This is a genomic window from Deltaproteobacteria bacterium (assembly GCA_016709225.1).
GTDB classification, from domain to species: domain Bacteria; phylum Myxococcota_A; class Polyangia; order Nannocystales; family Nannocystaceae; genus Xiheibacterium; species Xiheibacterium phototrophicum.
In genome coordinates, this window is sequence record JADJEE010000001.1 from 2,617,091 (window position 1) to 2,639,212 (window position 22,122).

Genomic DNA, 22,122 nt, shown 5'->3' on the forward strand with positions numbered 1-22,122 from the left:
CGTTCGGTCTTCGATCACATCGCCAGGGCACGCCCGACCAGCTTGCCGATGAGGTCGCCGAAGCGACGCACCGAAGCATCGAGGTTGGCGTCGTCCAGCAGCACGTAGTTCGGGAAGCAGATCTCGGTCAGCGGCCGCACGGCCACCTGCGCGCAGCACATGTGGTGGCGCCGCGTGAGCTGCTGCACCACTTGGCGCAGGGCCGACACCGAGCACTCGGTCGGCAACCCGTCACTGATCATCACCAGCAGCTTGGACTTGCGATGCGACGCGGTCGCGACCGAGGCGACGTGGGTGAGCGCGGCGGCATCGTTGTTGCCATCGCTGGCGCGCAGGGACGACACCGCGCAGCGCCGCGCGTCCCCGGCCTCGTAGATCACCTTGTCGGTGAAGCCGAAGAAGCGCGCGTCGACCCCATTCAGACCGCGCGCCGCTTCGGCGACCAGCACCGCGAAGCGCCGCGCGCGATCGAGGTTGGCGCCGCTCATCGAGCCGGAGCAGTCGACCAGCACCCCCAGGAACAGGTCGCTGTCCGGTTGGATGGTGCGGGCGATCAGCATGCGCGGGTCGCCGCGCGTGACCAAGGGCAGCACCCGCGCGCGGTCGAGGGCATGGCCACGCACGCGGGCCGGACTGCGCACGTGCGCCAGGCCCAGGCGCACGAGGGTCTCGCGCAGGCGCAGCGCCGGTCGCTGCAGTGGCGCCGCGATGGCGCGATGGGCCGCCTCGTCCGGCGGCACCTTCTCGAGCTTGTCGATGGGCTTGAAGCTGTCGCCGGCGCCGACGTTGATTGCGAGCCGGCGCGGCGCGCCGTCGCCGTGGGACGCGCGCGGCGGCTCGAGGATGCGCTCGACCTCGCGCTGCACGTCGGCGTCGGCAATGCCGTCGCCCGCGACATCCGCATCGCGCTCGTTCCACCGCAACGACTCGTGGCCACCGAAGCCGTGGGCGAGCAGGGCATCGCCGCCGAACAGCCGCGCCAACGCCCGCGTGACCCGCATCAACCCGTGCATGTCGAGCTGACGAAAGCCGGTGCCGAAGTACGTCAGCGCGGTGGCGACCAAGGGATCGCCCGAGCGATCGCCGAGCCCCATCCGCAGCGCCCGCACGAAGCGCGCGAACGAGTGGCCCACCCGATCGAGCTCGGCGAGCAGGCGACCGCTCTCGACCCGCACGCTGGCCTCGTCGAAGGCCACCGCAGGCCGCACCGCCGCGAAGACGTCGATGGCGGCGCCGTTCAGCATGCGCAGCAGGTCGAGCACGGCGATCTCGCGGGGCGCGTGACCGAAGGCGTGGGCGTCGAGCCGCTTGATCCGATCGCCGAACTCGGCGTCCATCGATCGTAGGTTGCGCTCGAGGTGTTCGTCCGCGACGAGGTTCAACAGCTGGTGCAGCCGTTCCTTCTTGGCGCGCCGCCACACCCGCATGCCCTCCGGCGCCCCGTGCCAGATGTGGTGGCCGAGCTCGTGCAAGATCAGCCCCTCGACGATGTCGCGACCGTGACGGACGCGCTCGAGGATCGGCAGCGGCGTCACGTGGATCGCGGTGGTGCCCATGTGGGTGAAGCCCCACTGCTCGCGCTTCGGCGTGATGTGGATCGCGAAGCGCTTGCCGGTGAGCTCGCGCCCGCGCATCACCCCCCACGCGAAGCTGCGCGCGAGCTCGTGTAGCTTCGCGGCGCGCTCCGGGTCGAGCAGCCGTCCCGCGGCGATCCGGCGCCGCGCGGCGACGTCGCTGCCCTCGACCAGCAGCCGCGCCACGCCACGGGCGCGCACCTCGGCAGGTGCAATCTCCAGCAAGTCCAGCGTGCGCAGCTCGGGTGCCAGCGTCGGGCCGCCCAGCAGCGCCAGCTCGACGATCGCGTCGATCACCGCACCATCGGCCCGACGCAGCTGCACCCCCAGCGCGTCGCGGACCTCGGGGAGCGCGACCTCGGGGTCGGCGGCCCAGCGAATGAGCAGCGGCAAACCGATCGCATCGCCACCGGCGAGCAACGCGGCCGCGGCCTCGCGCCGCAGCGCGGGCGTCGTGGCCCCCGCGGAGCGTAGCGCCCGTCGCACGCCCGCCAGCCCGCCCGGACCGGGCTGCGCCAGCCACCAGCGCATGGCGGCGTCGGCGAGCAGCGGATCGACGCCCGCCGCAATCCTATCGAGCACATCCGCAGCCGAAGCGTCGTCGCACGCCGCGAGCAGCAGCCCGAAGTCGTTGCTGCGAGAACAGCCCGCCATCGCCGGGCGTGCGAGCAGCGCGACCGCGCCGTCGAGCGCACCGCGATCGCGTTCGACCAGCGCGATGGCGACGCGCCAACGTCGGTGCGAACCGAGCGACTCGTCGTCGCGCAGCTCCGCGAGTGCAGCGAGTGCGGCTGCGCTGCTCCACAGCGCAATGCCGTCGACCAAGGCGTCCGCGTGTCGCAGGCGCCCCCGCAACAGCGCCACCAGCCGCAGCTCCCCGGCCTCGCCCAGCTCGAGCAGACGGAGCACCGCAGCGTGTACGAGAGCCTCGCGATCGTGGGTGCAAGCGCGCGCGAGGTGGCCGAGATCGTCGCTCGCCCGCAGCTCGGCGTGCAGGTCGGCGGGCAGCGCCGGCCTCGTGCGTCGCGCGGGCGCGTCGCGTGAGGGCACACCGCGCACGGGTAGCCACGCCGCCAGGGCCTGGTGGACCTCGCGGGTGCAGCCCGGAAGCAGCGCCACCACCCGAGGCCCACGAGCCTCGACCGCGCCGCCGCTCGTGCCGGCGCGGAGCAGCGTGACCAGCACGCGCGCCGCGTGGACCCCGAGCTCGGTGTCCAGGAGACCCACGCACAGCTCGACGACGGCGGGCTCGAATCCCTCGGCGAGCTCCCGTGCTCGACGGTGGTACCACCAGCCCAGCAGCACACTCGCGGTCGCCTGCCACAGCAGACTCCGGGCGAGCGATGACGGCAAGGCCACCGCGCGCGCGAGCACACCGCTCCAGCCGCCCTCCTCCGCCGTCAACCACGTCGCAAAGCCGGCCGCGTTGCGCTCGAACGCCACCAGCATCGCGTCGACCAGCGGCGGCACCAGCTCGACGTCGCGCCACAGCGTGACCGCAGCCAAGCGCAGTGCGTCGACGAACGGCTCCTGCTCGCTGCCGAAGCGCGCCAGCTCGCGAGCCACGGCGTCGATGCCGTCGACGCAGCCCACCAGCGCCACGCACACCGCCAACGCATCCTGCGACGGCGCGGTGCGTCGCGCGAGTGCGTCGGTGAGCCCGAAGCACGGCGCGGCGAGTGCGGGATGCAGCGCAGCTTCGAGCTCGTCGTCGTCGCAGCTCGCGATGCGATCGGCCTGCGCGGGGGTCAGGCGGTGGATGCCAACCGACCGCGGGACCGCACTCGGGGCCGCGCCGCCGTTGGCGGCCGACCACGCGGCGATGCGGGGATCGGCGCGTCGGCGGCCCGCCGCGATGAACTTGTCCGAGATCGCATCCCCATCGAGGCCGAGCGCGTCGGCGCGACGTCGAAGCTCGACCAAGCCATCGTCGTCGAGCACGGCGATCGTGGCCGCGGTCGCATGCCCGAGCACCATCGCCACGAGTGCTCGCGCAGCCACGTGATCGTGGGGCAACGTCAGCGCGCGGGGCAACACCTCGGCGAGCCATGCGGGCACGCGGTGCAGCGCCAGCCGTGACCACAGCCGCTCCCACGCGCCGATGTCGCTCGCCCACGGCTCGCAATCGCCGAGCGACAGACACGAAAGCGCGAGTGAGACCGCGTCGCCGGGCCCGGGCGACATCTCGATGCCAACGTCCGCGAGGTCGTCGCGAAGGCGCAGCGCCGCGATCGCGCGCAACGGGCCCGCGGTGGCGGGCGCGGCCTCGCAGGCCGCGCCCAACCACTGCACGCGCACGGCGCTCGGCGGCAGACGGCACACCTCGTCCCAACCCTCGAGCTGCTGCCCGGCGAGTGCCGCCGCGGCGGGCCCCAGCGCTGCGTACAACCAAGACAGCGCCGCGGCGCCCTGCGTGGAGGCGACGCTGGCCGCCGTGCGCAGGTCGATGCCGCCGGCCGCCGGATCGTCGACGACCTCGCTCGCCAGCACCGCCGACGCGAGCGACGACGAAGCGCGACGGGCGAACATCGGTGCGACCAGCGTGCGGGCAGCGGCGCGTCGTGCCGACGTCGGCAGCACCGGCGCCAACAACACCCGGAGGTCGGCGTGACACGCGAGCTGCAATGCGCGTGGGTGCTGCGTGCCCGCGTGGGCGAGCACGAGCACCGAGACCGCGGCACGCTGCCGCAACGTGCCGCTGGCTTCGTCCACCGCCGACGCGAGGGCGCCCCACACCGGCGCCGTCTCGGTCCCCGCCTCGGCGGCGATGATCACCAGCCGCAGCAGCTCATCGCAGGCATCGCGACCCGGCACATCTCGCCACGGCTTGAACTCTTGGACGCGCTGCAGACAGGCGCCGCAGTCCTGCTCGCGACGCTGCTCGCCGTGCAGCAGGTGGTCGCGCAGCGCCGATACCGTGCACGTGGTCAGCGCATCAATCGCCTCCGCCGGCGTGATCACACCGCGACGCCAGAGATCGAGCATGAGCGGCAACGGCTGCTCGGGCCACGGCGCGCCCTGGCATGCGCTCGACAGCTCGGGATCGGCGCGGACCCACGCCAGCAACACACGCGCGCCATCGGGCACACACGCGACGGCGGCCGCACGTACGTCGGGACGCGGGTGCAGCAAGGCGTGCACGAAGCGCATCGGCGTGGTGGCGGTGCCCTCGGCGAGCGCTTGCACGGCCGCGAACCGGACCGATGCGTGCTCGTCGTCGAGCGCGGCGACCAGCAGCATCAGCGCAGGCACACGTGCGTGGCCGCCCAGCAGCGCGCAGCCGATCGCGCGCGCCTCGGGCTGCGCCGAGCGCAGCAACCTCGGCGCGAGCGGCAACAGCACCTTGCGATCGAGCGGGCCGCGACTGGCTGCGTCCAGCGCGGCGGCGAGCTCCGACGACCAGGCGCCGCCATCGAGGTGCTGCCAGATGTCGATCTCTCGCACGCGCTCGCCGTCGACGACGGAGAGTGTCGCAAAAAAAAGAACCCTCCGGGTGGAGGGTTCTTTGGGGGAACGACGACCTCGGGCGATGCGCCCCTCGTCGTTCCCCGACCGCGCGCGACGGTGCGTGCCCACGCGGGTCGACGCTCGCGCCAGCAGCGGGGCTCCGGGCAGACCACCATCGGTGGTCCATGCGCCCGTCACCCCATCGCGCGAGATCGTCGACGGCGTGGATGCGGCAAGCGAGTTCGGGTGGAGCTCGGGCGACGTCCGTTCGCGTTCCGCCGTCTGGCGGACCGAACTGTCGCACTGGTCCCCGTTGGTCGACTGCGTGGGGGGCTTCGGAGGTTCGTAGTTGCCGACGTCGCGAGACGGCGGTCCACCAAGAACCCTCGAACCCAAAGGCACATCATGGGTGATCTCGATGTGCCAGGGTCCGCGCACGACCGCTCTCACCGGAGAGATCGCCACACTTGGCGCGGCCCCGCCCCACGGAGCGCCTCGTCACGAGGCCACCCCATGGGGCACGTCTGACCCGAACCCCCAGCGTCGCGCGCGTCAGCCTTCGAGCGACGCAGGAGCCCCACGACGTCGAACGTTCACGCCCGCGACCACCATCGTCGGACCACCGGACTCGAAGGTCTGGCATCCGCACCGATGGGCGGTGTCGCTGGTTTTGGACGCGTGAATCGTCACGTTGCGGGGTCCTCCTCCCGGGCGCGCCCGGGGCCTCGAAGGGCTTCATTCGCCGGTCAGCACGTGCGCCGGCAGCCGAATCGTATACGGGATCGATGCGCCGCACGTCAAGCGGTGACCTCGCGGTCGGCCGCAGGAAGCGTGGCTGGCAAGCCCGCGCGTGGGCGGTCTACCGTCGGCGTTCGGCGTGGAACGCCGGGCGGGCCCGAACGATTCATCGACGGCGACGCCCTCGAACGCGATTGCCCGCACGACACGGTTGGCGCGATCCTGAGGGTGCGTGCCCGCGCACGCGTGAAGCCGATGCCACCACAGACCCAGCTCGATCGCGTGCTCTCCTTCGCCGCCACGCGCCCCGACGACATCTGGCTCACGCAGCCGATGGGCGATGGAACGCTGCGCGAGCTGAGCTTCGCCGCGGCCGTCGACGAGGCTCGGCGCATGGCCGCACACCTGCGGGCCCAGGGCGATCGTCTGCCCCCGGGCAGTCACATCGCCATCTTTGCGAAGAACAACGCCTGGTGGTTCCTCGCCGATCTCGCGATCTGGCTGGCGGGCCACGTGTCGGTGCCGCTCTACCCGGTGCTGACCGCCGACACCATCTCGCAGATCCTGAGCCACGGCGACGTGCGGATGGTGTTCGTCGGCAAGCTCGACGGATTCGATGCGATGGCTGCTGGAGTCGCCGCCGAGCTGCCCCGCATCGTGTTGCCGCTCGCACCCCAGCACGACAGCCTCGCGTCGTCGCCGAAGTGGGCCGAGCTGATCGCGAAGACCGAGCCCTACACCGGCAGCGGCAACCGCAGCCCCGAGGAACTCGCGACGATCATCTACACCTCGGGTACCACCGGTGTGCCCAAGGGCGTCATGCACAGCTTCGCGTCGCTCGGCAGCGCGCAGGGCTACATCGACGAGCTCGGCATGCGCGCCGACGATCGCATGCTGTCGTATCTGCCGCTCGCCCACTCGCTCGAGCGCACCCTGGTCGAGGCCACCTCGATGCTGCTCGGCTTCCACGTCTACTTCGCCGAGAGCCTCGAGCGCTTCGTGGACGACCTGCGGCGCGCACAGCCGACCTTGTTCGTGAGCGTGCCGCGGCTGTGGCACAAGTTCCAGTCGGGGGTGTACGCGAAGCTGCCGCCCTCGCGGCTGGCGCTGCTGCTGCGCCTGCCGATCGTGCGCGGGCTGATCCGACGCAAGATCCTCGGCGGGCTCGGGCTCGGCGCGGTCCGCTTCGCCGGCTCCGGCTCGGCGCCGATCCCCGGCGAGCTGATTGCCTGGTACAGGCAGCTCGGGCTCGAGCTGCTCGAGGGCTACGGCATGACCGAGAACTCCTCGTTCTCGCACATGAGCCGCCCTGGCGACGTGCGCATCGGCTATGTCGGTCAGCCGCAGCCCGGCGTCACGCAGAAGCTGAGCGCCGACGGCGAGGTGCTCGTGCGCAGTCCCGGCAACATGATGGGCTACTACAAGGACCCGGTGCTCACCGCGGAGGTACTCGACGCCGACGGTTTCGTGCACACCGGCGATCTCGGCGTGATCGACGAGCGCGGTCGCCTGCGCATCACCGGCCGGGTCAAGGAGCTGTTCAAGACCAGCAAGGGCAAGTACGTGGCACCAGCGCCGATCGAGAACGAGCTGCTACTGCACGAGGCCGTCGACCAGGTCTGCGTGACCGGGGCCAACCGCGCGCAGCCGTTCGCGTTGGTGGTGCTGGCGGATCACGTGCGCAGCCGTCTCGACGACGCCGAGCAGCGCGAGGCGCTACAGCAGTCGCTCGGCGCCCACGTGAAGCACGTCAACACGACACTCGATCAGCACGAGCGACTCGACAAGCTCGTGGTGCTGCGCGATGCGTGGACAATCGAGAACGGGATGCTGACGCCGTCGCTGAAGGTGAAGCGGGCCGCCATCGAGGCCCGCTATCACGATGGTGTCGAGCGCTGGTTCGCCCAACGCGACCTCGTCGTCGTCGACGGCGGCGCGACGACATAGCACGCTCGGGCGCCGCGCTCGTAGGTGGGTACGGCACGGTGCGCGCCCCCGGCCGTCCCGTGGGCGGACGCCGTCTCCCGCAAGGCGGCGCCGGCGGGCTCAAGTGGGCCGGGGTGGCCGTCGATGGCCCTGGGCGACGATGGACGCGTTCGCCACACCAGGAGCCCTTGCCCCCCACGCCGAGACGTCCGCAACGCACGTGCTGCGTCCGCGCCCGCGCCTGTTCGGGCAGTGGCTCGTGCACCGCGGCGTCATCACGCCCGCTGACCTGCGGGAGGCGCTGGCACTGCTGCGCGCGGTCAACTCCACCATCGGTGAGCTGGCGGTCGCCCATGGATTGGTGACACCCGCCCAGGCCGACGAGATCAACGCGTTGCAACGCCACGTCGACGGTCGCTGGGGCGACATCGCGATCGCGCTCGGCATCGGCAAGGCCACCGCGGCGCGCATCGAGCAGCTCGCGTGGGAGCAGCAGCTCGAGAACCTACGGCTGTCGGATGCCCTGGTCGAGATCGGGGTGTTGAGCGCCACCGAGGTCGACGAGTGGGTCGAGGCCTTCGAGCGCGACGATGCAACGCCCGACGAGATCGGCGGCGAGACCCGCGTCCTGCTCGACCAGCTCTCCGACGGCCTGTCTCGCATGCTTCGGCGGGTGCTCGCCACGCCGGTGCGGCTGTCGCCGCCGGTGGTGTGGGACGGGCATGCCTACGATCATCAGGCCCGCTGCGTCATCGAGGGTGATCTCGGCTGCATGATCGGGCTCTCGGTCGATCGTCGGGTGGCACGTGCGATGGCGGAGGCGCTGCTCGATGGCGCGGCCGCCGGCCCCGGCGCCCTCAAGCTCGACGCGGCCGTCGGCGCCTTCTTGGTGCTGTTCGGCGGCCACGCGGCGCGGCGACTGGAGGCCCGCGGCGAGCACCGCCCCCACCGCGCGCTCCCGCCGGAGTCGGGGCAGCTTCCGGTGGCGGGCTGCGCCGTCGAGATCGCGACCGCACAGGGGGCGGCATTGCTGGTGTTGTCGCCCTGACGCGCGTGCCCAAGGGTTCGTGGCATATGCTCGGGGCATGCGCACTTGGCCCCTTGCTCTGATGTTCGCTTCGACTCCGATCGCCTGCGCGAGCAACGACGACGCGGTCGGCAGCGGCGGTTCCTCATCGAGCGGCACCACCGACGCCGACAGCTCGACGTCGCTGACGACATCGAGCACGAACACGTCGTCGACCTCGGCGAGCACCTCCAGCACCACCAGCGACGACTCGACGACGACCGGCACCACCGCGGTCGACACCGGCAGCAGCGACGGCCCCGGAAGCAGCTCGGGCGCCGACTGCCCCGCGGGCACCATCGACTGCCCCTGTGGCGCCGACGACACCTGCGACGAGGGCACCGTGTGTGTCGCCGACGTCTGCGAGGCCGCGGTGGCGTGTGGGATCGACGGCTACGAACCCAACGATTCCCAAGACGCCGCCGTCGACCTCGGCACGCTCGGCGACGGCGACGATCCCGGGTCGATCGCCGGCGAGCTCGACCACGCACTCGACGTCGACTGGTTCACCTACCAGGGCGAGGACAACGTCGGCCTACCGCCGGGCGTCGCCCCCTCGCGCATGGTGATCGCCAACGGCGGTCTTCGCCTGTGCAAGTTCCTCGCGTGTGCCGACGACGGCGCCGACGCCGAGGTGACGTGCCCGCCGGGCAGCGAGGCCGCCAACGCGCCCGGCGGTCAGCCGGGTTGCTGCGCGCCGGGCTCGCTGTCGATGTCCGACTTCAACTGCGCGGGCAGCGTCGACGACTCGGCGCAGGTTTGGATCCGCATCGATCAGGCCGCGGAGCAGTGCGTCGAGTACACCGTGAACTACGAGTTCTAGCGCACCCAGAGCGCCGCGGTCGTCACTCGTCGGCCGCCCCGCCGGCGCTGGCCAGCTGATCGGCGCTGATCTTCGCAGGGTCGAACTTCGCCGCCGCGGCGGTCATGCGCGCGATGACGTCGTCGAAGTCACCGCCGGCGCCCTTGTCGAAGCGCAGCGGGTTGATGCGCGCCACCACGAACGCGCGCAGGTAGGGGCTTTCGAGGCCACGCTGCTTGCAGCGCTCGACCGCCGCAGTGACTTCGTCGTCGAGCCCCAGCACGGCGGCGGCCCGGGCGTCGCGCACCGCCAGCGCCTCGGGCAGCGGCGCGGCCAAGAACGCGTCGACACGCCGCAGCACGGGGTTGTACGCGCCACCCGAGAAGCGTCCGCGCTGCTCGTAGCAGGCGCCCAACGTCACCAGCGACGGTTCCTCGAACTCCAGCGCGAACTCCTGCTCCGGCCGCGGATCGAGCTCGGCCAGCGACCGCGCCATCCGGATCACTTCGAGCGCCTTCTCGCGGAGGTTGTGGGCCTTCTCGGTGTTCAGCGCGAGGATCTTGTAGGCGACTTGGTACTGCGGCACGAGCAGCGCGACGATCGCCTTGGCCCCGAGGTTCTTCATCGCCGACAGGCGATGGTTGCCATTGGGCGTGAGGTACACGCCGTCGTCACCGCGCACGACCACGATGGGATCGAGGAACCAGTCGAGCTTGTCGATCACCTCGCCGAGTCGCTTGACGTGGGTCGCCGAGAGATCGCGCTGGAACGGCGTCGGTGCCACGCGGTCGATCGGCAGCGACACGAGCAGGGTGACGTGACCACCCAGGGGATCGCGGTAGCGCGCCAGCACCTGCCCGCCGTCGGCCTCGACCCGACGCGCCAGCTCGGGCTCGGCGTCGGCGGCGAGCAGCTCGTCGGACCCGAGGCCCCGCGAGCCCGCCTCGACCGCCGCCTTCTTGCGCGAGGTCTTCCTCTTCGCGGTGCTGCCCTCGGAATTGCTGGCCGCCTTGCTGGCCTTCTTGCTCGCCTTCGCCATCTCGAACTCCGGCCCCGCACGCGGCCGGGCCCGGCGAGGTTGGCCCCGAACCGTGTGGCGCGACAAGTGCTCGGACGATCAGCGCGGCCGCAGACGACCGCGACGGCGCAGCTCGTCGACGATGCCGACCACGGCGCCGTCGACGGCAACGTTGGCCTCGAAGTGGAGCGCCGCGCGCTCCCCTGCACCATCGGCGCCGAGGTGAACGGCGAACACGGGCGCCGGCGCGACCAGTGTCTCGATCGCCCGGTGATCCGCTAGCCCGATCACGTTGGTCGTCGACACGACCAACATGCCGGCGTCGAGCAGTAGGTGTGCGACCTCGCCGAAGCGTCGCACCAGCTCGTCGCGGTCGTCGAGCGCGAGGTCGGCGTCGACACCGAGGAAGACGTTCTTCCCGTCGAGGAGGTAGGCGTGGTGGCCGCTGCGCGCCAGCACGGACTCCAGCGCGCGCGCGAGCGCGTGCTTGCCGACGCCGTGGCCGCCCGTGATCATCACGAGGGTCGCGGGGTGGCCGTTCTGCTCTGCGCGCTGGCCGGCGGTGATGTCGCCGCGCACCCACTCGACGTCGCGCAGGCGGCTGTGCATGCGCAGTGCGTGCTGCTCGTCCGGCACCAGCTCGCGCACGATGCCGCCGCCCGCGATGTCGTAGCCGTCGACGATGACGAAGCGACCGGTGGCCTCGTTGTCCTCGTTCCGATCGAACGCGATCGCGTGGCGCGTCACCAGCTCGAGGTCGGCGACGTCGTGTCGATCGACCCGCGGCTTGTCGCCGTGGGTCTGCAGATCGCTGGCGTCCAACACGCGGTGGATCTGCGCGATACGGACCTCGGTCGCCGCCGTCGCCAGCTTCAGCTTGTACACGCGACTGGGCTCCATCGCCCGCCTCCCAAGCCAGAACAGGTTCACCCGCAGGCGCGTGCCGACCTCGGGCGCGTCGTGCAGGTGGCTCATGATCTCGCCGCGCTCGATGAAAAGCTGCTGATCCAGCGTGACACCGACCGAGCGGCCAGCCTCGCCGACCTCCGGGGTCGGCGCGGCCCAGCGCTCGATGGAGGCCACGGTGGCGGTCTTGTTGGATGGCGAGAACAGCACCCGCTCGCCCACGCGCACCGCTCCGGCCTCGACGCGGCCAGCGATGATCCTGGCGTCGTCGCCACGATGCCCCCACTTGTAGACGTCCTGCACCGGCATGCGCAGCGGCAGGTCGGTGCGCGCAGGCGCCTTGCGGAAGCCATCGACCGCCTCCAGCACCGTGGGGCCGTCGTACCACGGCGTCGACGCGCTGCGTGACGCGACGTTGTCACCGCTGCGGGCCGCCATCGGGATGAAGTGCGCGGGCGTGATGCCGACCTCGGCAAGGAACGCGCGGTACTCGGTCACGATGCCATCGAAGTGCGCGCGATCGAAGCCGACGAGGTCCATCTTGTTGACGACCACCGCGACCTGGCGGATGCCCAGCATGCCGAGCAGGTACCCGTGCCGGCGGCTGTTCTCGCGAACGCCCTCCTTGGCATCGATGAGCAGCACCGCGGCCTCGGCCCGCGCGGCGCCGGTCACCATGTTCTTGAGGAACTCGATGTGCCCCGGCGCATCGATGATGATGTAGTCCCGCGAGTCGCTGCGGAAGAAGACGCGCGCGGCGTCGATGGTGATGCCCTGGTCCTGCTCGGCTTCGAGGGCGTCGAGCAGGAACGCGTACTCGAACACCTTGCCCTGGCGCTCGCAGGTGGCGCGCACCTTCTCGAGCTTGCCGTCACCCAGCACGCCGGTGTCGGCCAGCAGGCGACCGACCAGGGTGGACTTGCCGTGATCGACGTGGCCGACGATCACGATCTGCATGGTCTCGCGGGCGTCCGCGGTCGCTACCGGCTGGTCCACGTCACATGTACCCTTCGCGACGGAGCTTCTCCATCGCATACGTGTCTTCCTGGTCCTGGGCCCGGCCGGCGCGCTCCGGCACGTTGGTACGGCGCAGCTCGACCAGAATGTCGCCCGTGGTGCGGGCAGTCGACTCGATCTTGCTGGTGCAGCACTCGCAACCGATCGAGCGGTAGCGGTGGCCGGTGCCATCATCGAAGTAGATGTCGATGATCGGGATCCGCTCGCGCTCGATGTACTCCCAGACGTTGGTCTCGGTCCAGTCGAGCAGCGGGTGGATGCGGACGTGGGTGCCGGCCGCGAAGTCGGTCTTGAACTGGTTCCACAGCTCGGGCGGCTGCTCGGACACGTCCCAGTCGCCGCTGTGATCGCGCGGCGAGAAGTACCGTTCCTTGCTACGACTGCCCTCTTCGTCTGCGCGCGCCCCGACAATCACACCGGTGAACGCCTCGGGTCGCTCCTCCTCGCGGTAGACCCCGTCAGGTCCCATGCGCATCCGTGGCCACGAACCGTCGAGGGTGTGGAGCAACGCATCGGTCTTGAGCGCCCGGCAACAGTTGAGGCGGCCGTGGGTGTGGTTCATGCCGGCGGCGAGTGCCTCGCGGTTCTGACCGACGACCATCTGCAGCTTCCATCGCCGCGCGAGCTCGTCGCGGTACGCGATCATCGACGGCACTTTGTAGCTGGTGTCGATGTGCACCAGCGGGAATGGCACGTGGCCGAAGAAGGCCTTGCGGGCCAGCCACAGCATCACCGTGGAGTCCTTGCCGATGGACCACAGCATGCAGAGCTGCCGGAAGTGCTTGTAGGCCTCGCGGAAGATGTAGATGCTCTGCTCTTCGAGCGCTTCGAGCGGCGTCATCCGAAAATCCCGGCTTTCGACAGTAAAATAGTCGAGTCGAGAGCCGCTGGGATGCTAGCGCAGCAATTCGCGGCCGTCGACGCGAGTTTCATTTTCGTGCGTCGGGCCGTATTTTTGCCCTCCGGTGGGCCCACGTCGGGGTCGTGAATACCCACGGCGCGGGCCCGCGTCTATGCTCCCCACGAGCTGCCCAGGGGTGACGCGCGTGCTTCGCGTGACACCGCGGCAGGCCGCTCGAGGAAGCCCATGCACGCCCTCACCCGTCTCGCCCTGCCCACCGTTGCCCTCGCGGGCGCCCTCTTCGCCGCCACCTCCGCCGAGGCGAAGCCCAACATCACGCGCAAGGGCGGCCAGTTCGGTATCACGCTCGGCGGTTCGGTGTGCATGCCCGGCGAGGCCAAGTGCAAGCGGTCGTTGCACGACCCCGACATCACCGTCGACGGCAAGACCCGCCCGTCCTTCGGTCTCGGCGCAGAGCTCGGCTACCGCTTCAAGCCGTGGATCTACGCTGGCGCGGCGTACAACCTCGGCTTCTTCGACACGCAGTATGAAGTGCAAGGCATGGGTGGCTTCAAGCGTGCGTACCAGAACAGCGTGTACGGCATCGTGAAGCCAATCTTGCCGGTGTGGCGCTTCGACTTCGGTCTCGGCATGGGCCCGGGCTTCTCGCGACAAGCGTTCATCATCAGCGGTGGCGACAAGCAGTACTCGCAGGGCTTCTCGTGGGTCTTCTCGCCGAGCATCGACGTCTTCGTCAGCCGACGCATCTTCCTCGGCGTGAAGGCGGACGTGCTGCTCAACGGCCACAACAAGGTCTGCCACGAGGTCGGTGACACCACCTCGTGCACCAAGGACCCGCAGAACCGCGACCTCGCCCCGGTTCACCAGCTGATCTTCGGCCTCCACGTGGGCGGCACCTTCCTGTAGTCGCCGCGCTCGCCACCAACCACGAAAAAACGGGGCTCGCCCGGCAAGGCGGCCCCGTTTTTTCATTGGTTCACGCCCATCGTCGAACGCCCGCGGGCGCTCGCCAGGACGGTCGGGCTCGAGCTCACTCGGGCGCGTCGGGATCCTCGGGCTCGTCCTTCTTCTCGTCCTGCTCCGGCGCACCGTCGATCTTGAGTGCGGCCGCCGGCGCACCTCCGCGACGGGCACCGGCGCCGGCGCCCTTGCGGTCCATGATCTCGCGCTTGCCGCTCGGTGCCTTCTTCTCCGGCTCGGGCCCGAGGGTCGGCGCGACGTTGTCGACGATCGTGTACTTGGCGAGCAGCTCGTCCTTCAGCTCGCGGCGCCCCTGATGCAGCTTGCGCTGCTCGAGGCGACTGACGATCTGATCCTCGAGCGCCTCCTTGGGCAGCTCGCCGGCCGGCCACTTCCCGGTGAGCTTGATGATGTGGTAGCCGAACTTGGTCTTCACCGGCTTGCTGACGTCGCCGACGTTCATCTCGAAGGCGACCTTGCTGAACTCCTCCGCCATGCGGTCGGCGGTGAAGATGCTGATGTCGCCACCCTTGGCCGCGGACGGCCCGGTGGACTTGTCCTTGGCGATCGCCGCGAAGTCGGCGTCGGGTGCCGTGACCAACTTGTAGATCTCTTCGGCCTTCGCCTTGGCCTCGGCGTCCCACTTGGCCTGCTCTTCGGGCGTGCCTTCGGGCGTCGGCTTCTCGGTGGCGCCGGGCTCGACGTGGGGATCCATGGCGGTCTTCGCCGGGCCCACCGGGATCAGGATGTGAGACGCCCGCACGCGCGGCTGGTCCGACTTCCAGTTGCCCTTGATCTTCTGATAGTCCTCTTCGATCTCCTCGGGCGTGACCTTGAGCTTGCCCGACTTGTCGAGGATGGCCTTCTCGCGCAGCTCCGCGATGTACATCTCGCGCAGGCTGGCCTCGGTCTCCCCGCGGCGCTCGAGGTGCTTGTCCCAGTCGCGGATGCCCCGCTTCTGCTGCTCCTCGCGCTCCTTCAGAGCGGCCTCGTCGTACTTCACGCCGAGCGACTCCGCCTCCTGCTTGAGCACCTCGTGGTAGATGAGGCGCTCGACGATGGACTTCCGGTAGCGGCGATCGGCCGACGCCGGGATCTCGCGACCACGGTCGGCGTACTTCTTGACCTTGAGGTCGTAGATCTCGCGGAACTTCGCGTTCGGGATCTCGACGCCGTTGACAGTGGCGATCGGCCCATCGGGAATCGCACCGAGTGCGGCACCAGCATCACCGGCGCTGTCCTTCGGTTGGATCTTCTCGAGGTCCTGCGCCTTCTCTGGCTTGGGCGGGTTGCCGCAGGCGATCGGGAACAGGAAGCTGCTGACGATATAGGGATACAGTCGACGCATGGGCGCTCCGAAATGCGGTGTCCAGCCATCGCGAACTTCGCGAGGCGGTCGGCCTTGGTTTCGCGGTGCGGACTATAAGCGACCCGCCCCGCGGCGAGCAAACCCGGCCGCGCGACGGCATGGAACCGCCTCGAGAGCCGCGGCGCGCCGGGCGAGGCCCAGCCGCCCCGGCAGCGTGAGCGCGAAATGCCAGCCGCGAGCGCCCCGGACCCCGCGCATGCCCTTCGTCGGCGTCGCCGCGCTGCACGCACGTGCATCAGAGCGCCAACGCACGGTGTCAGGGCCGTGCTGGACCGCGACCGAGGTTTGGCGTGAAGATGCCGCCGCCCATGACGCAACTGGTGCGCATCCGGCCGCGCGACGGCTCGCCGGCAGGTCTGCAGGCGGCGACGCCGGCGGCCGACGGCACCGGCACGTGCGGGCGCGTCTACCTCGAGACCTTCGGCTGCCAGATGAACGAGGCTGACTCGGCGCTGATCGCCGGTCGCCTCGCCGCGGCAGGGTACGCGCGCGTCGACGATCCCGCGACCGCCGACGTCATCCTCGTCAACACGTGTGCGATTCGTGAGAAGGCCGAGGATCGCGTGTGGGGTCGCACCAGCGATCTGCTCCGTCACACCCGCGAGAACCCAGCGCTCGTCATCGGCATCACCGGCTGCATGGCCGAGCACCTGCGCGAGAAGGTCGCCGAGCGAGCGCCGTACATCCGCATCGTCGCCGGCCCCGACAGCTACCGCGGCATCGCCGACATGGTCGCGCGCGCGCGCGCCGGGGAGCACGTGGTCGACGTACGCCTCGATCGCGACGAGACCTACGAGGGCCTCGACGGCATCCCCGACGACGACGGCATCAGCGGCCAGATCACGATTCAGCGCGGCTGCGACAAGTTCTGCAGCTTCTGCGTGGTGCCGTACACCCGCGGGCGTGAGCGCGGGGTGGCGCCGGCGGAGATCCTCCGCACTGCGCGGGCCCTGGCGGCACGCGGCTACCGCGAGGTGATGCTGCTGGGCCAGACCGTCAACTCGTACCGCCACGACGACGTCGACTTCTCGACGCTGCTGCGCATGGTCGCGCGCGTGGATGGCATCGAGCGCGTGCGCTTCACCAGCCCCTACCCGCGCGACGTCGACGAGCGACTGATCGAGACCATGGCGTGCGTGCCGGAGATCATGCCGCAGCTGCACCTACCGCTGCAGTCCGGCGCGGACGCGGTGCTGGAGCGCATGGGCCGTGGCCACGACCGCGAGAGCTACCTGCGGCTGGTCGAGCGGCTACGTGCGGCGATGCCGGAGCTCGCGCTGTCGACCGACCTGATGGTCGGCTTCTGCGGCGAGACCGAGGACGACCACGCCCAGACGCTCGCGCTCATGCGCGAGGTGAAGTTCGACACGGCGTTCATGTTCCAGTACAGCGATCGCGGCATCACCCACGCCGCGCGCAAGCTGGTCGACGACGTGCCGCCCGAGACCAAGGCCCGCCGCCTGCGCGAGATGATCGCCCTCCAGGAGGAGCACACGCGGGCGGCCCACGCCGCGCAGATCGGGCGCATCACCTCCGTGCTCGTCGGCGGCCCGACACACCGCGGCGATCGCCTGCGCGGTCGCACGCCCCAGGCCTTCACGGCCCTGCTGCCGCTCGACGCCGCACGCACGGGCGACATCGTCGAGATCCTCGTGACCGACAGCACCGGCCACTCGCTGGTCGCCGAGCCCGTGCGGGCGCCGAAAGCCGAACCATGAACCGACCCAAGTCGAAGCCTGCCGCGACCGACGGCGCCGCGACCGTCGAGCCCCCCGCCGACAGCGCGAACACCCGGGTATCGCGGCATATCCAGCCGCTGGGCCCCCGCGTGTTGGTGCGCATCGTCAAGAACCCCGACCGCTCCGAGGCGGGGTTGTTCCTGCCGCAGGGCGTGAAGGATGCCCACGCCGCAGCACTGCTCGGCGAGGTGGTCGAGGTCGCGCGCACGATGCCGAAGTCCGACGCGAGCCTCGACGACGACGACGACGACGACGACGAGCCCGACCTCGGCAAGAACGTCAGCGGTATCCCGCTCGGCGCCAACGTGTTGTTCGAGAAGGAGCGCGGGATCGCGGTGCCGTGGGACGAGACGCTCAGAATCCTCGAGGTGCGCTACGTGCTCGCGCTGGTCGACATCATCACGCAGGACGAGATCCAGTGACGGTCGCGCGACGACTCGGCGCGATCGCGCTCGCATCGTGCTTGGTCGCCCAGGAGGCACTGGCAGCGCCGCCACAAACCCAGGAGCGCACGGTCTCGGAGGGCGTCGACCGACCGATCCACGACTACTCGTCGGAAGGCGACGCCAGCAGCATGGAGCTCAACCCGGCGCTGCTCAGCGCGGCGCCCGGCCTCGACGTGGCGTTGTTGGGCTACCAGGCGCTGTCGACCTACGCGCGCGGCAGCGGCTTCGGTGCGTTCGTCGCGGCCAATCTGCGCTTCGGCCTCGCGCTCGGGTTCGGGGCCCAGTTCCTGCAGCCGCGCCTGGGCAAGGGCATCTTCGACTTCGCAGAGTCACGCAACCCCTCGGCAACGAAGCTGACGTGGGCGTTCTCCGCTGGCCTCGGCGAGAAGGGCTCGTTCGGCATCGCGGTGCACGGCATCCGCAGCGAGAACCAGTGGCTGCGGCGGCCGGACCTCGACCTCGGCGCGATGTACCGCATCCGCAACTACGGCTCGATCGGCCTCACCGCCCGGCTCGGCCCCGGAGATCTGCGCGACGACGAGTTCCGCTCCGAAGCTGCACTCATCGGCGAGGTCTCGCTGCGCCCGCTCGGCACGCGCACGCTCGAGCTCGCCGGTGGCGTGCGGGCCGTGCTCGCGCGGGCAGAGCCCGGCACCGCGCTGTCGCGCTTGGGCGGCACCGCCGGGCTGTACCCGCGCGGTCGCCTGGCGCTGCGGCATCGCGGCGTGGCGCTGCTCGGCGAGGTCGAGCAGGTCGAGGTCACGACACTCGATCAGACCAGCCTGCAGCCGCTACGCACCGACCGAGCGCTGCGCGGTTCGGTCGCGCTCGAGCTCGGCTGGGACTTCGTGCGCGCGCGCGCGGGGCTGCACGCCGGGCTCGGCAGCGGCGTCGATGGCCTCGGCTTCGAGGCCCACCTGTCGAGCCGTCGCAACGACCGCGTGTTCTGGCCACGTCGCATCGACGCCGAGCGCATCGATCTCGCGGAGGTTTCCGACGAGACCAGCCTGATCGCGATGCTCGAACGACTCGAGCGCGCGCGGGCGGCCGGTGAGCGCAGCGTGCTGGTGGTCTATCCCCCGGGCAAGGCCGGCTGGGGCACGCTGTGGGAGCTGCGGCAGGCGCTCGTGCGGGTGCGCGACGCGGGCGGCCACGTGTTCGCGTATCTCGAGGGCGCGAGCCTGCCGGCGTACTACGTGGCAACTGCGGCCGAGCGGATCTACATGCATCCGGCCGGCTCGCTCGAGGCCTACGGCATCGCCAGCACCAGCTTCTACTTCAAGGACGCGCTGGCGAAGCTCGGCGTGCGCGCCGAAGTGATCCGCATCGACGAGTACAAGAGCGCCGGCGAGTCGTTCACCGAGAACGCCCCCACCGCGCCCGATCGCGAGCAGAAGCAAGCCGTGCTCGAGGCGACCTACGCCCAGGCGGTCGGCGACATCGCGCGCGCGCGCAAGCTGGCGCGCAGCACCGTGCGAGCTGCGTTCGACGCAGCGCCGCAGACCCCCGAGCAGGCGGTGGAGGCCGCGCTCGTCGACGAGGTGGTGTTCCGCGATCAGCTGCTCGAGCGGGTCTCCGACGTGATCGGCGCGCAGGTCGAGTTCAAGCGTTTCCCCGATGCCGATCACGGCGCGGCAACCTGGTCCGACGCACCGTACATCGGCGTGGTCCTGGTCGAGGGCACCATCATCGATGGCGAGAGCCGCACGATCCCGCTGCTCGGGCTGCACTTCGTCGGCGGTGACACCATCGCCCGTACGCTCCGCGAGCTGCGGGGCGACCCCGCCTGCAAGGGCATCGTGCTGCGGGTGAACAGCGGCGGCGGCTCGGCGCTCGCGTCCGACGTCATGTGGCGCGAGGTCCAGCTGACCCGCGAGGCGCAACAGAAGGATCCGCGCACGCAGCCGCCGATCGTGGTGTCGATGGGCGACGTGGCCGCCTCGGGCGGCTACTACGTCGCGACTGGCACGGACACCGTGTTCGCCGATCCCGTCACCATCACGGGTTCGATCGGCGTGATCTCGATCCACCCCGACGTCTCGGGCCTGCTGGCCAAGCTCGGGGTCACGGCCGTGACGATGAAGCAGGGCCAGAACCCCGACATCCAGGCGCCCTGGCACCCCTACGACGACGACCAGCGCGCGCGCGTGCAGGCGTCGATCGAGCACACCTACGAGCTGTTCCGCAGCCGCGTCGCCGACGGGCGCAAGCTCGCCGTCGAGCGCGTGCACGAGCTCGGCCGCGGGCGCGTGTGGATCGGTGCAAAGGCCAAGCAAGTCGGGCTCGTCGATCACATCGGCGGCCTACACGAGGCCATCGCACAGCTGCGCAAGCGGGCGGGGATCCGCGGCCGCGCCGAGCTGCCGCTGCGGGTGCTACCCGAGCAGCGCTCGCTGGTCGAGCTGGTGCTCGGCGCACTCGGCTTCGGTCGCGAGCGTCGCGATCCAAGCGCGCGCGCGACCACCCGCACGCGTCGCGACCGTGCCCGTGGCCCCCGCCGCCGCGGCGAGCTCGAGCTGCCGCCGGCGCTGGACGTCGCGCTGGCCCGCGGTCCGCTGTCGCTGCTGTTCCTCGCGCCCGGCAAGGCCCACGCGATCTTGCCGTGGTCGCTGCAGTGACGCGTCAACGCGGCGCGGCGCCGTTGCTGCGCCACGCGTGCACGACGTGGGCGGGCGACGACAACCGCCCCAGCGCAGGCACGCGGCGGACCCAGTCGCGCGCGTCGAGGATGCGGCTGCCGACGAAGCCCGCGTCCGCGAGCGCACCGTGCAGCGCGGTGCGATCGCGCAGCGGATCGAGGGCGTGCCGCCGCCGTGTGAGCGCCTTGATCGCCCCGCGCAGGACCTTGGTCGCGCGGCCGAGCTGGGCCTGCGCGTCTGCGGTGTGCAGGTCGACCACGAAGTCGCCGCCGTCCGCCAGCGCGTCCGCGACGACGCGCATGAGGGCAGCTCGCGCGTCGGCGTCGAAGTAGCTGACCAGCCCTTCGGCGACGATCGCCGGTCGCTTGGCGCCGGCCACCAGCGCGCGCAAGGTCGCGGCGAAGTCTGGCGCGAGCACGTCGGCGGGCTGTAGTGTGAGCCGGGCCATCGCACGTCGACGCAGCGAATCGGGGAGCCGCTCGAGCGCGCGACGCTTGGTGTCGATCATGTCCGGCAGATCGACGTCGACGCACGCGACGTCGCGGTCGATCGCCCACTGCAACGTACGCGGCGTCAGCCCGGCGCCGAGCTCGATCAGCCGGTCGGGGGCGAGGTCCTCGAGCAGGGCATCGATCAGCAGGTGCCGGTAGGCCAGGTAGCCGCGCATGCTCGGTACCCCCGGCAACACCCGCGTGGTCCACTCGCCGAGCGCGAAGAAGCCCCAGTAGAGCACCGCCCCCTGGGTGGTCGCCAGGTGATGCGCGTACGGCAGGTGCAGGCGCTGCCACACGTAGCCGGTGTAGTGCGCGGTCGGGCCGATGCGGTCGGCGTCGTGCCGCGCTGCGCCGCTGCTCATCGCTCGAGCATGCGCTCGGCGTCGGCCCGCGGGATCGCGACCCGCTCGGCGAGCTCGAGGAAGAGGTGGCGCTCGCGATCGCCGGTGAACGACGCCCGCACGATCGGCACCAGCGAGACCAGCGCGATGCCCCGCTCCTCGGGGGCGAGCGCAGCCAGGCGACCGACCACGTCGTCGATCGAAGGCGCGGCGTCGATCATCTGTGCCAGCTGCTCGCGACGCGCGGCGTCGACCGGCATCCGAGCGACGAGGTCATCGAACTCCGCCCGCTCGCCGCTGTCGGCAACGCCGTCGGCGTTGGCGAGCATGGCCGCGAAGGCAATCACCGCGTCGGCGCGGCGCGCGGCTTGCTCGCGCCAGCGCTGACGCAGCTGCTTGACCTCGGCCGGGTCGGCGCCGAGGCGACTGGCGATCTCGTCGTGCACGGCACGCTCCTCATCGCTGCCGCGACCGTCGGCCAACGCCATCCGCCAAGCACGCTCGAGGATCGACTCGGTGAACAACGGCGGCGGCAGCGGCAGCTCGGTCAGGCGCGCCTGCAGGGCCTGGCGTTGGCTGAGCAGCTCGAGCCAGCCGGCGGCCTCGTCGGCGGCGAGACGCTCGTCGAGCATCCACAACACCTGATCCCACTCGCCGACGTCGAGGATCCCGTCGGCGTGCGCGACGAGCCCGCACGCGACCAACGTCCACTCCTGCTCCGGTGACAGCGGCATCGCCCCTGCAGCCTACCAGAACGCAGGCAGGCCGCGGGGCGAAG

The 22,122-nt window shown here is 70.8% G+C and carries 14 protein-coding genes; 7 read left to right on the top strand and 7 right to left on the bottom strand.

Annotated elements, in window-relative coordinates; translation table 11 throughout:
* Nucleotides 1-14 precede the first annotated feature (14 nt).
* A complete protein-coding gene (locus IPH07_10655) occupies nt 15-5,018 on the bottom strand; it encodes a VWA domain-containing protein (protein ID MBK6917849.1) in 5,004 nt (1,667 codons plus the stop codon).
* 996 nt (nt 5,019-6,014) lie between these two features.
* On the opposite strand from IPH07_10655, the gene IPH07_10660 reads away from it, so the two are divergent.
* From IPH07_10660 to IPH07_10670, 3 genes are all read left to right on the top strand, one after another.
* Nucleotides 6,015-7,706, top strand: a complete 1,692-nt coding sequence (locus IPH07_10660) for an AMP-binding protein (GenBank protein MBK6917850.1) — start codon at nt 6,015-6,017, stop codon at nt 7,704-7,706.
* Nucleotides 7,707-7,905: 199 nt separating this feature from the next.
* Entirely contained in the window at nt 7,906-8,733 is an 828-nt protein-coding gene (locus IPH07_10665; GenBank protein ID MBK6917851.1) for a hypothetical protein, read from the top strand.
* A 61-nt stretch (nt 8,734-8,794) separates the two neighbouring features.
* Nucleotides 8,795-9,574: a hypothetical protein gene (locus tag IPH07_10670; GenBank protein ID MBK6917852.1), complete on the top strand. Its 780-nt coding sequence runs from the start codon at nt 8,795-8,797 to the stop codon at nt 9,572-9,574.
* Between the two features lie 22 nt (nt 9,575-9,596).
* Here IPH07_10670 and IPH07_10675 read toward each other — a convergent pair whose 3' ends face one another.
* From IPH07_10675 to IPH07_10685, 3 genes are all read right to left on the bottom strand, one after another.
* Entirely contained in the window at nt 9,597-10,592 is a 996-nt protein-coding gene (locus IPH07_10675; GenBank protein ID MBK6917853.1) for a ParB N-terminal domain-containing protein, read from the bottom strand.
* A gap of 78 nt (nt 10,593-10,670) precedes the next feature.
* Complete coding sequence (locus IPH07_10680) at nt 10,671-12,512, bottom strand: adenylyl-sulfate kinase (protein ID MBK6917854.1); 1,842 nt, start codon at nt 12,510-12,512, stop codon at nt 10,671-10,673.
* On the bottom strand, nt 12,475-13,335 hold the full coding sequence (locus IPH07_10685) for a sulfate adenylyltransferase subunit 2 (GenBank protein MBK6917855.1): 861 nt from the start codon (nt 13,333-13,335) through the stop codon (nt 12,475-12,477). Before IPH07_10685 ends, IPH07_10680 begins: the two co-directional genes overlap by 38 nt.
* A gap of 246 nt (nt 13,336-13,581) precedes the next feature.
* Between IPH07_10685 and IPH07_10690 the strand changes: the two genes are divergently transcribed.
* Nucleotides 13,582-14,262 carry a hypothetical protein gene (locus tag IPH07_10690; GenBank protein ID MBK6917856.1) on the top strand — a complete coding sequence of 227 codons (681 nt, stop codon included), beginning with the start codon at nt 13,582-13,584 and terminating at the stop codon, nt 14,260-14,262.
* A gap of 124 nt (nt 14,263-14,386) precedes the next feature.
* Here the strand turns inward: IPH07_10690 and IPH07_10695 are convergent, their stop codons facing one another.
* Entirely contained in the window at nt 14,387-15,664 is a 1,278-nt protein-coding gene (locus IPH07_10695; protein MBK6917857.1) for a peptidylprolyl isomerase, read from the bottom strand.
* A 329-nt stretch (nt 15,665-15,993) separates the two neighbouring features.
* Between IPH07_10695 and miaB the strand changes: the two genes are divergently transcribed.
* The 3 genes from miaB to sppA all read left to right on the top strand — a co-directional run bounded on the left by miaB (nt 15,994) and on the right by sppA (nt 20,488).
* On the top strand, nt 15,994-17,403 hold the full coding sequence (gene miaB / locus IPH07_10700) for a tRNA (N6-isopentenyl adenosine(37)-C2)-methylthiotransferase MiaB (protein ID MBK6917858.1): 1,410 nt from the start codon (nt 15,994-15,996) through the stop codon (nt 17,401-17,403).
* Nucleotides 17,404-17,492: 89 nt separating this feature from the next.
* A complete protein-coding gene (locus tag IPH07_10705; GenBank protein MBK6917859.1) occupies nt 17,493-17,846 on the top strand; it encodes a co-chaperone GroES in 354 nt (117 codons plus the stop codon).
* The gene (gene sppA / locus IPH07_10710) at nt 17,843-20,488 is read left to right on the top strand and encodes a signal peptide peptidase SppA (GenBank protein ID MBK6917860.1); all 2,646 of its coding nucleotides are present in this window, start codon (nt 17,843-17,845) and stop codon (nt 20,486-20,488) included. Before IPH07_10705 ends, sppA begins: the two co-directional genes overlap by 4 nt.
* Nucleotides 20,489-20,492: 4 nt before the next feature.
* Here the strand turns inward: sppA and IPH07_10715 are convergent, their stop codons facing one another.
* Both IPH07_10715 and IPH07_10720 read right to left on the bottom strand, forming a co-directional pair.
* The gene (locus tag IPH07_10715; protein MBK6917861.1) at nt 20,493-21,365 is read right to left on the bottom strand and encodes a class I SAM-dependent methyltransferase; all 873 of its coding nucleotides are present in this window, start codon (nt 21,363-21,365) and stop codon (nt 20,493-20,495) included.
* A complete protein-coding gene (locus IPH07_10720; protein ID MBK6917862.1) occupies nt 21,362-22,078 on the bottom strand; it encodes a hypothetical protein in 717 nt (238 codons plus the stop codon). Before IPH07_10720 ends, IPH07_10715 begins: the two co-directional genes overlap by 4 nt.
* Between the last annotated feature and the right edge of the window lie 44 nt (nt 22,079-22,122).

Excerpts from the sequence above, each read along its gene's own strand:
- IPH07_10660 (MBK6917850.1), top strand. The coding sequence starts at position 6,015 with ATGCCACCACAGACCCAGCTCGATCGCGTGCTCTCCTTCGCCGCCACG.
- IPH07_10670 (MBK6917852.1), top strand. The coding sequence starts at position 8,795 with ATGTTCGCTTCGACTCCGATCGCCTGCGCGAGCAACGACGACGCGGTC.
- IPH07_10675 (MBK6917853.1), bottom strand. The coding sequence starts at position 10,592 with ATGGCGAAGGCGAGCAAGAAGGCCAGCAAGGCGGCCAGCAATTCCGAG.
- IPH07_10680 (MBK6917854.1), bottom strand. The coding sequence starts at position 12,512 with ATGCGATGGAGAAGCTCCGTCGCGAAGGGTACATGTGACGTGGACCAG.
- IPH07_10685 (MBK6917855.1), bottom strand. The coding sequence starts at position 13,335 with ATGACGCCGCTCGAAGCGCTCGAAGAGCAGAGCATCTACATCTTCCGC.
- IPH07_10690 (MBK6917856.1), top strand. The coding sequence starts at position 13,582 with ATGCACGCCCTCACCCGTCTCGCCCTGCCCACCGTTGCCCTCGCGGGC.
- IPH07_10695 (MBK6917857.1), bottom strand. The coding sequence starts at position 15,664 with ATGCGTCGACTGTATCCCTATATCGTCAGCAGCTTCCTGTTCCCGATC.
- miaB (MBK6917858.1), top strand. The coding sequence starts at position 15,994 with ATGACGCAACTGGTGCGCATCCGGCCGCGCGACGGCTCGCCGGCAGGT.
- IPH07_10715 (MBK6917861.1), bottom strand. The coding sequence starts at position 21,365 with ATGAGCAGCGGCGCAGCGCGGCACGACGCCGACCGCATCGGCCCGACC.
- IPH07_10720 (MBK6917862.1), bottom strand. The coding sequence starts at position 22,078 with ATGCCGCTGTCACCGGAGCAGGAGTGGACGTTGGTCGCGTGCGGGCTC.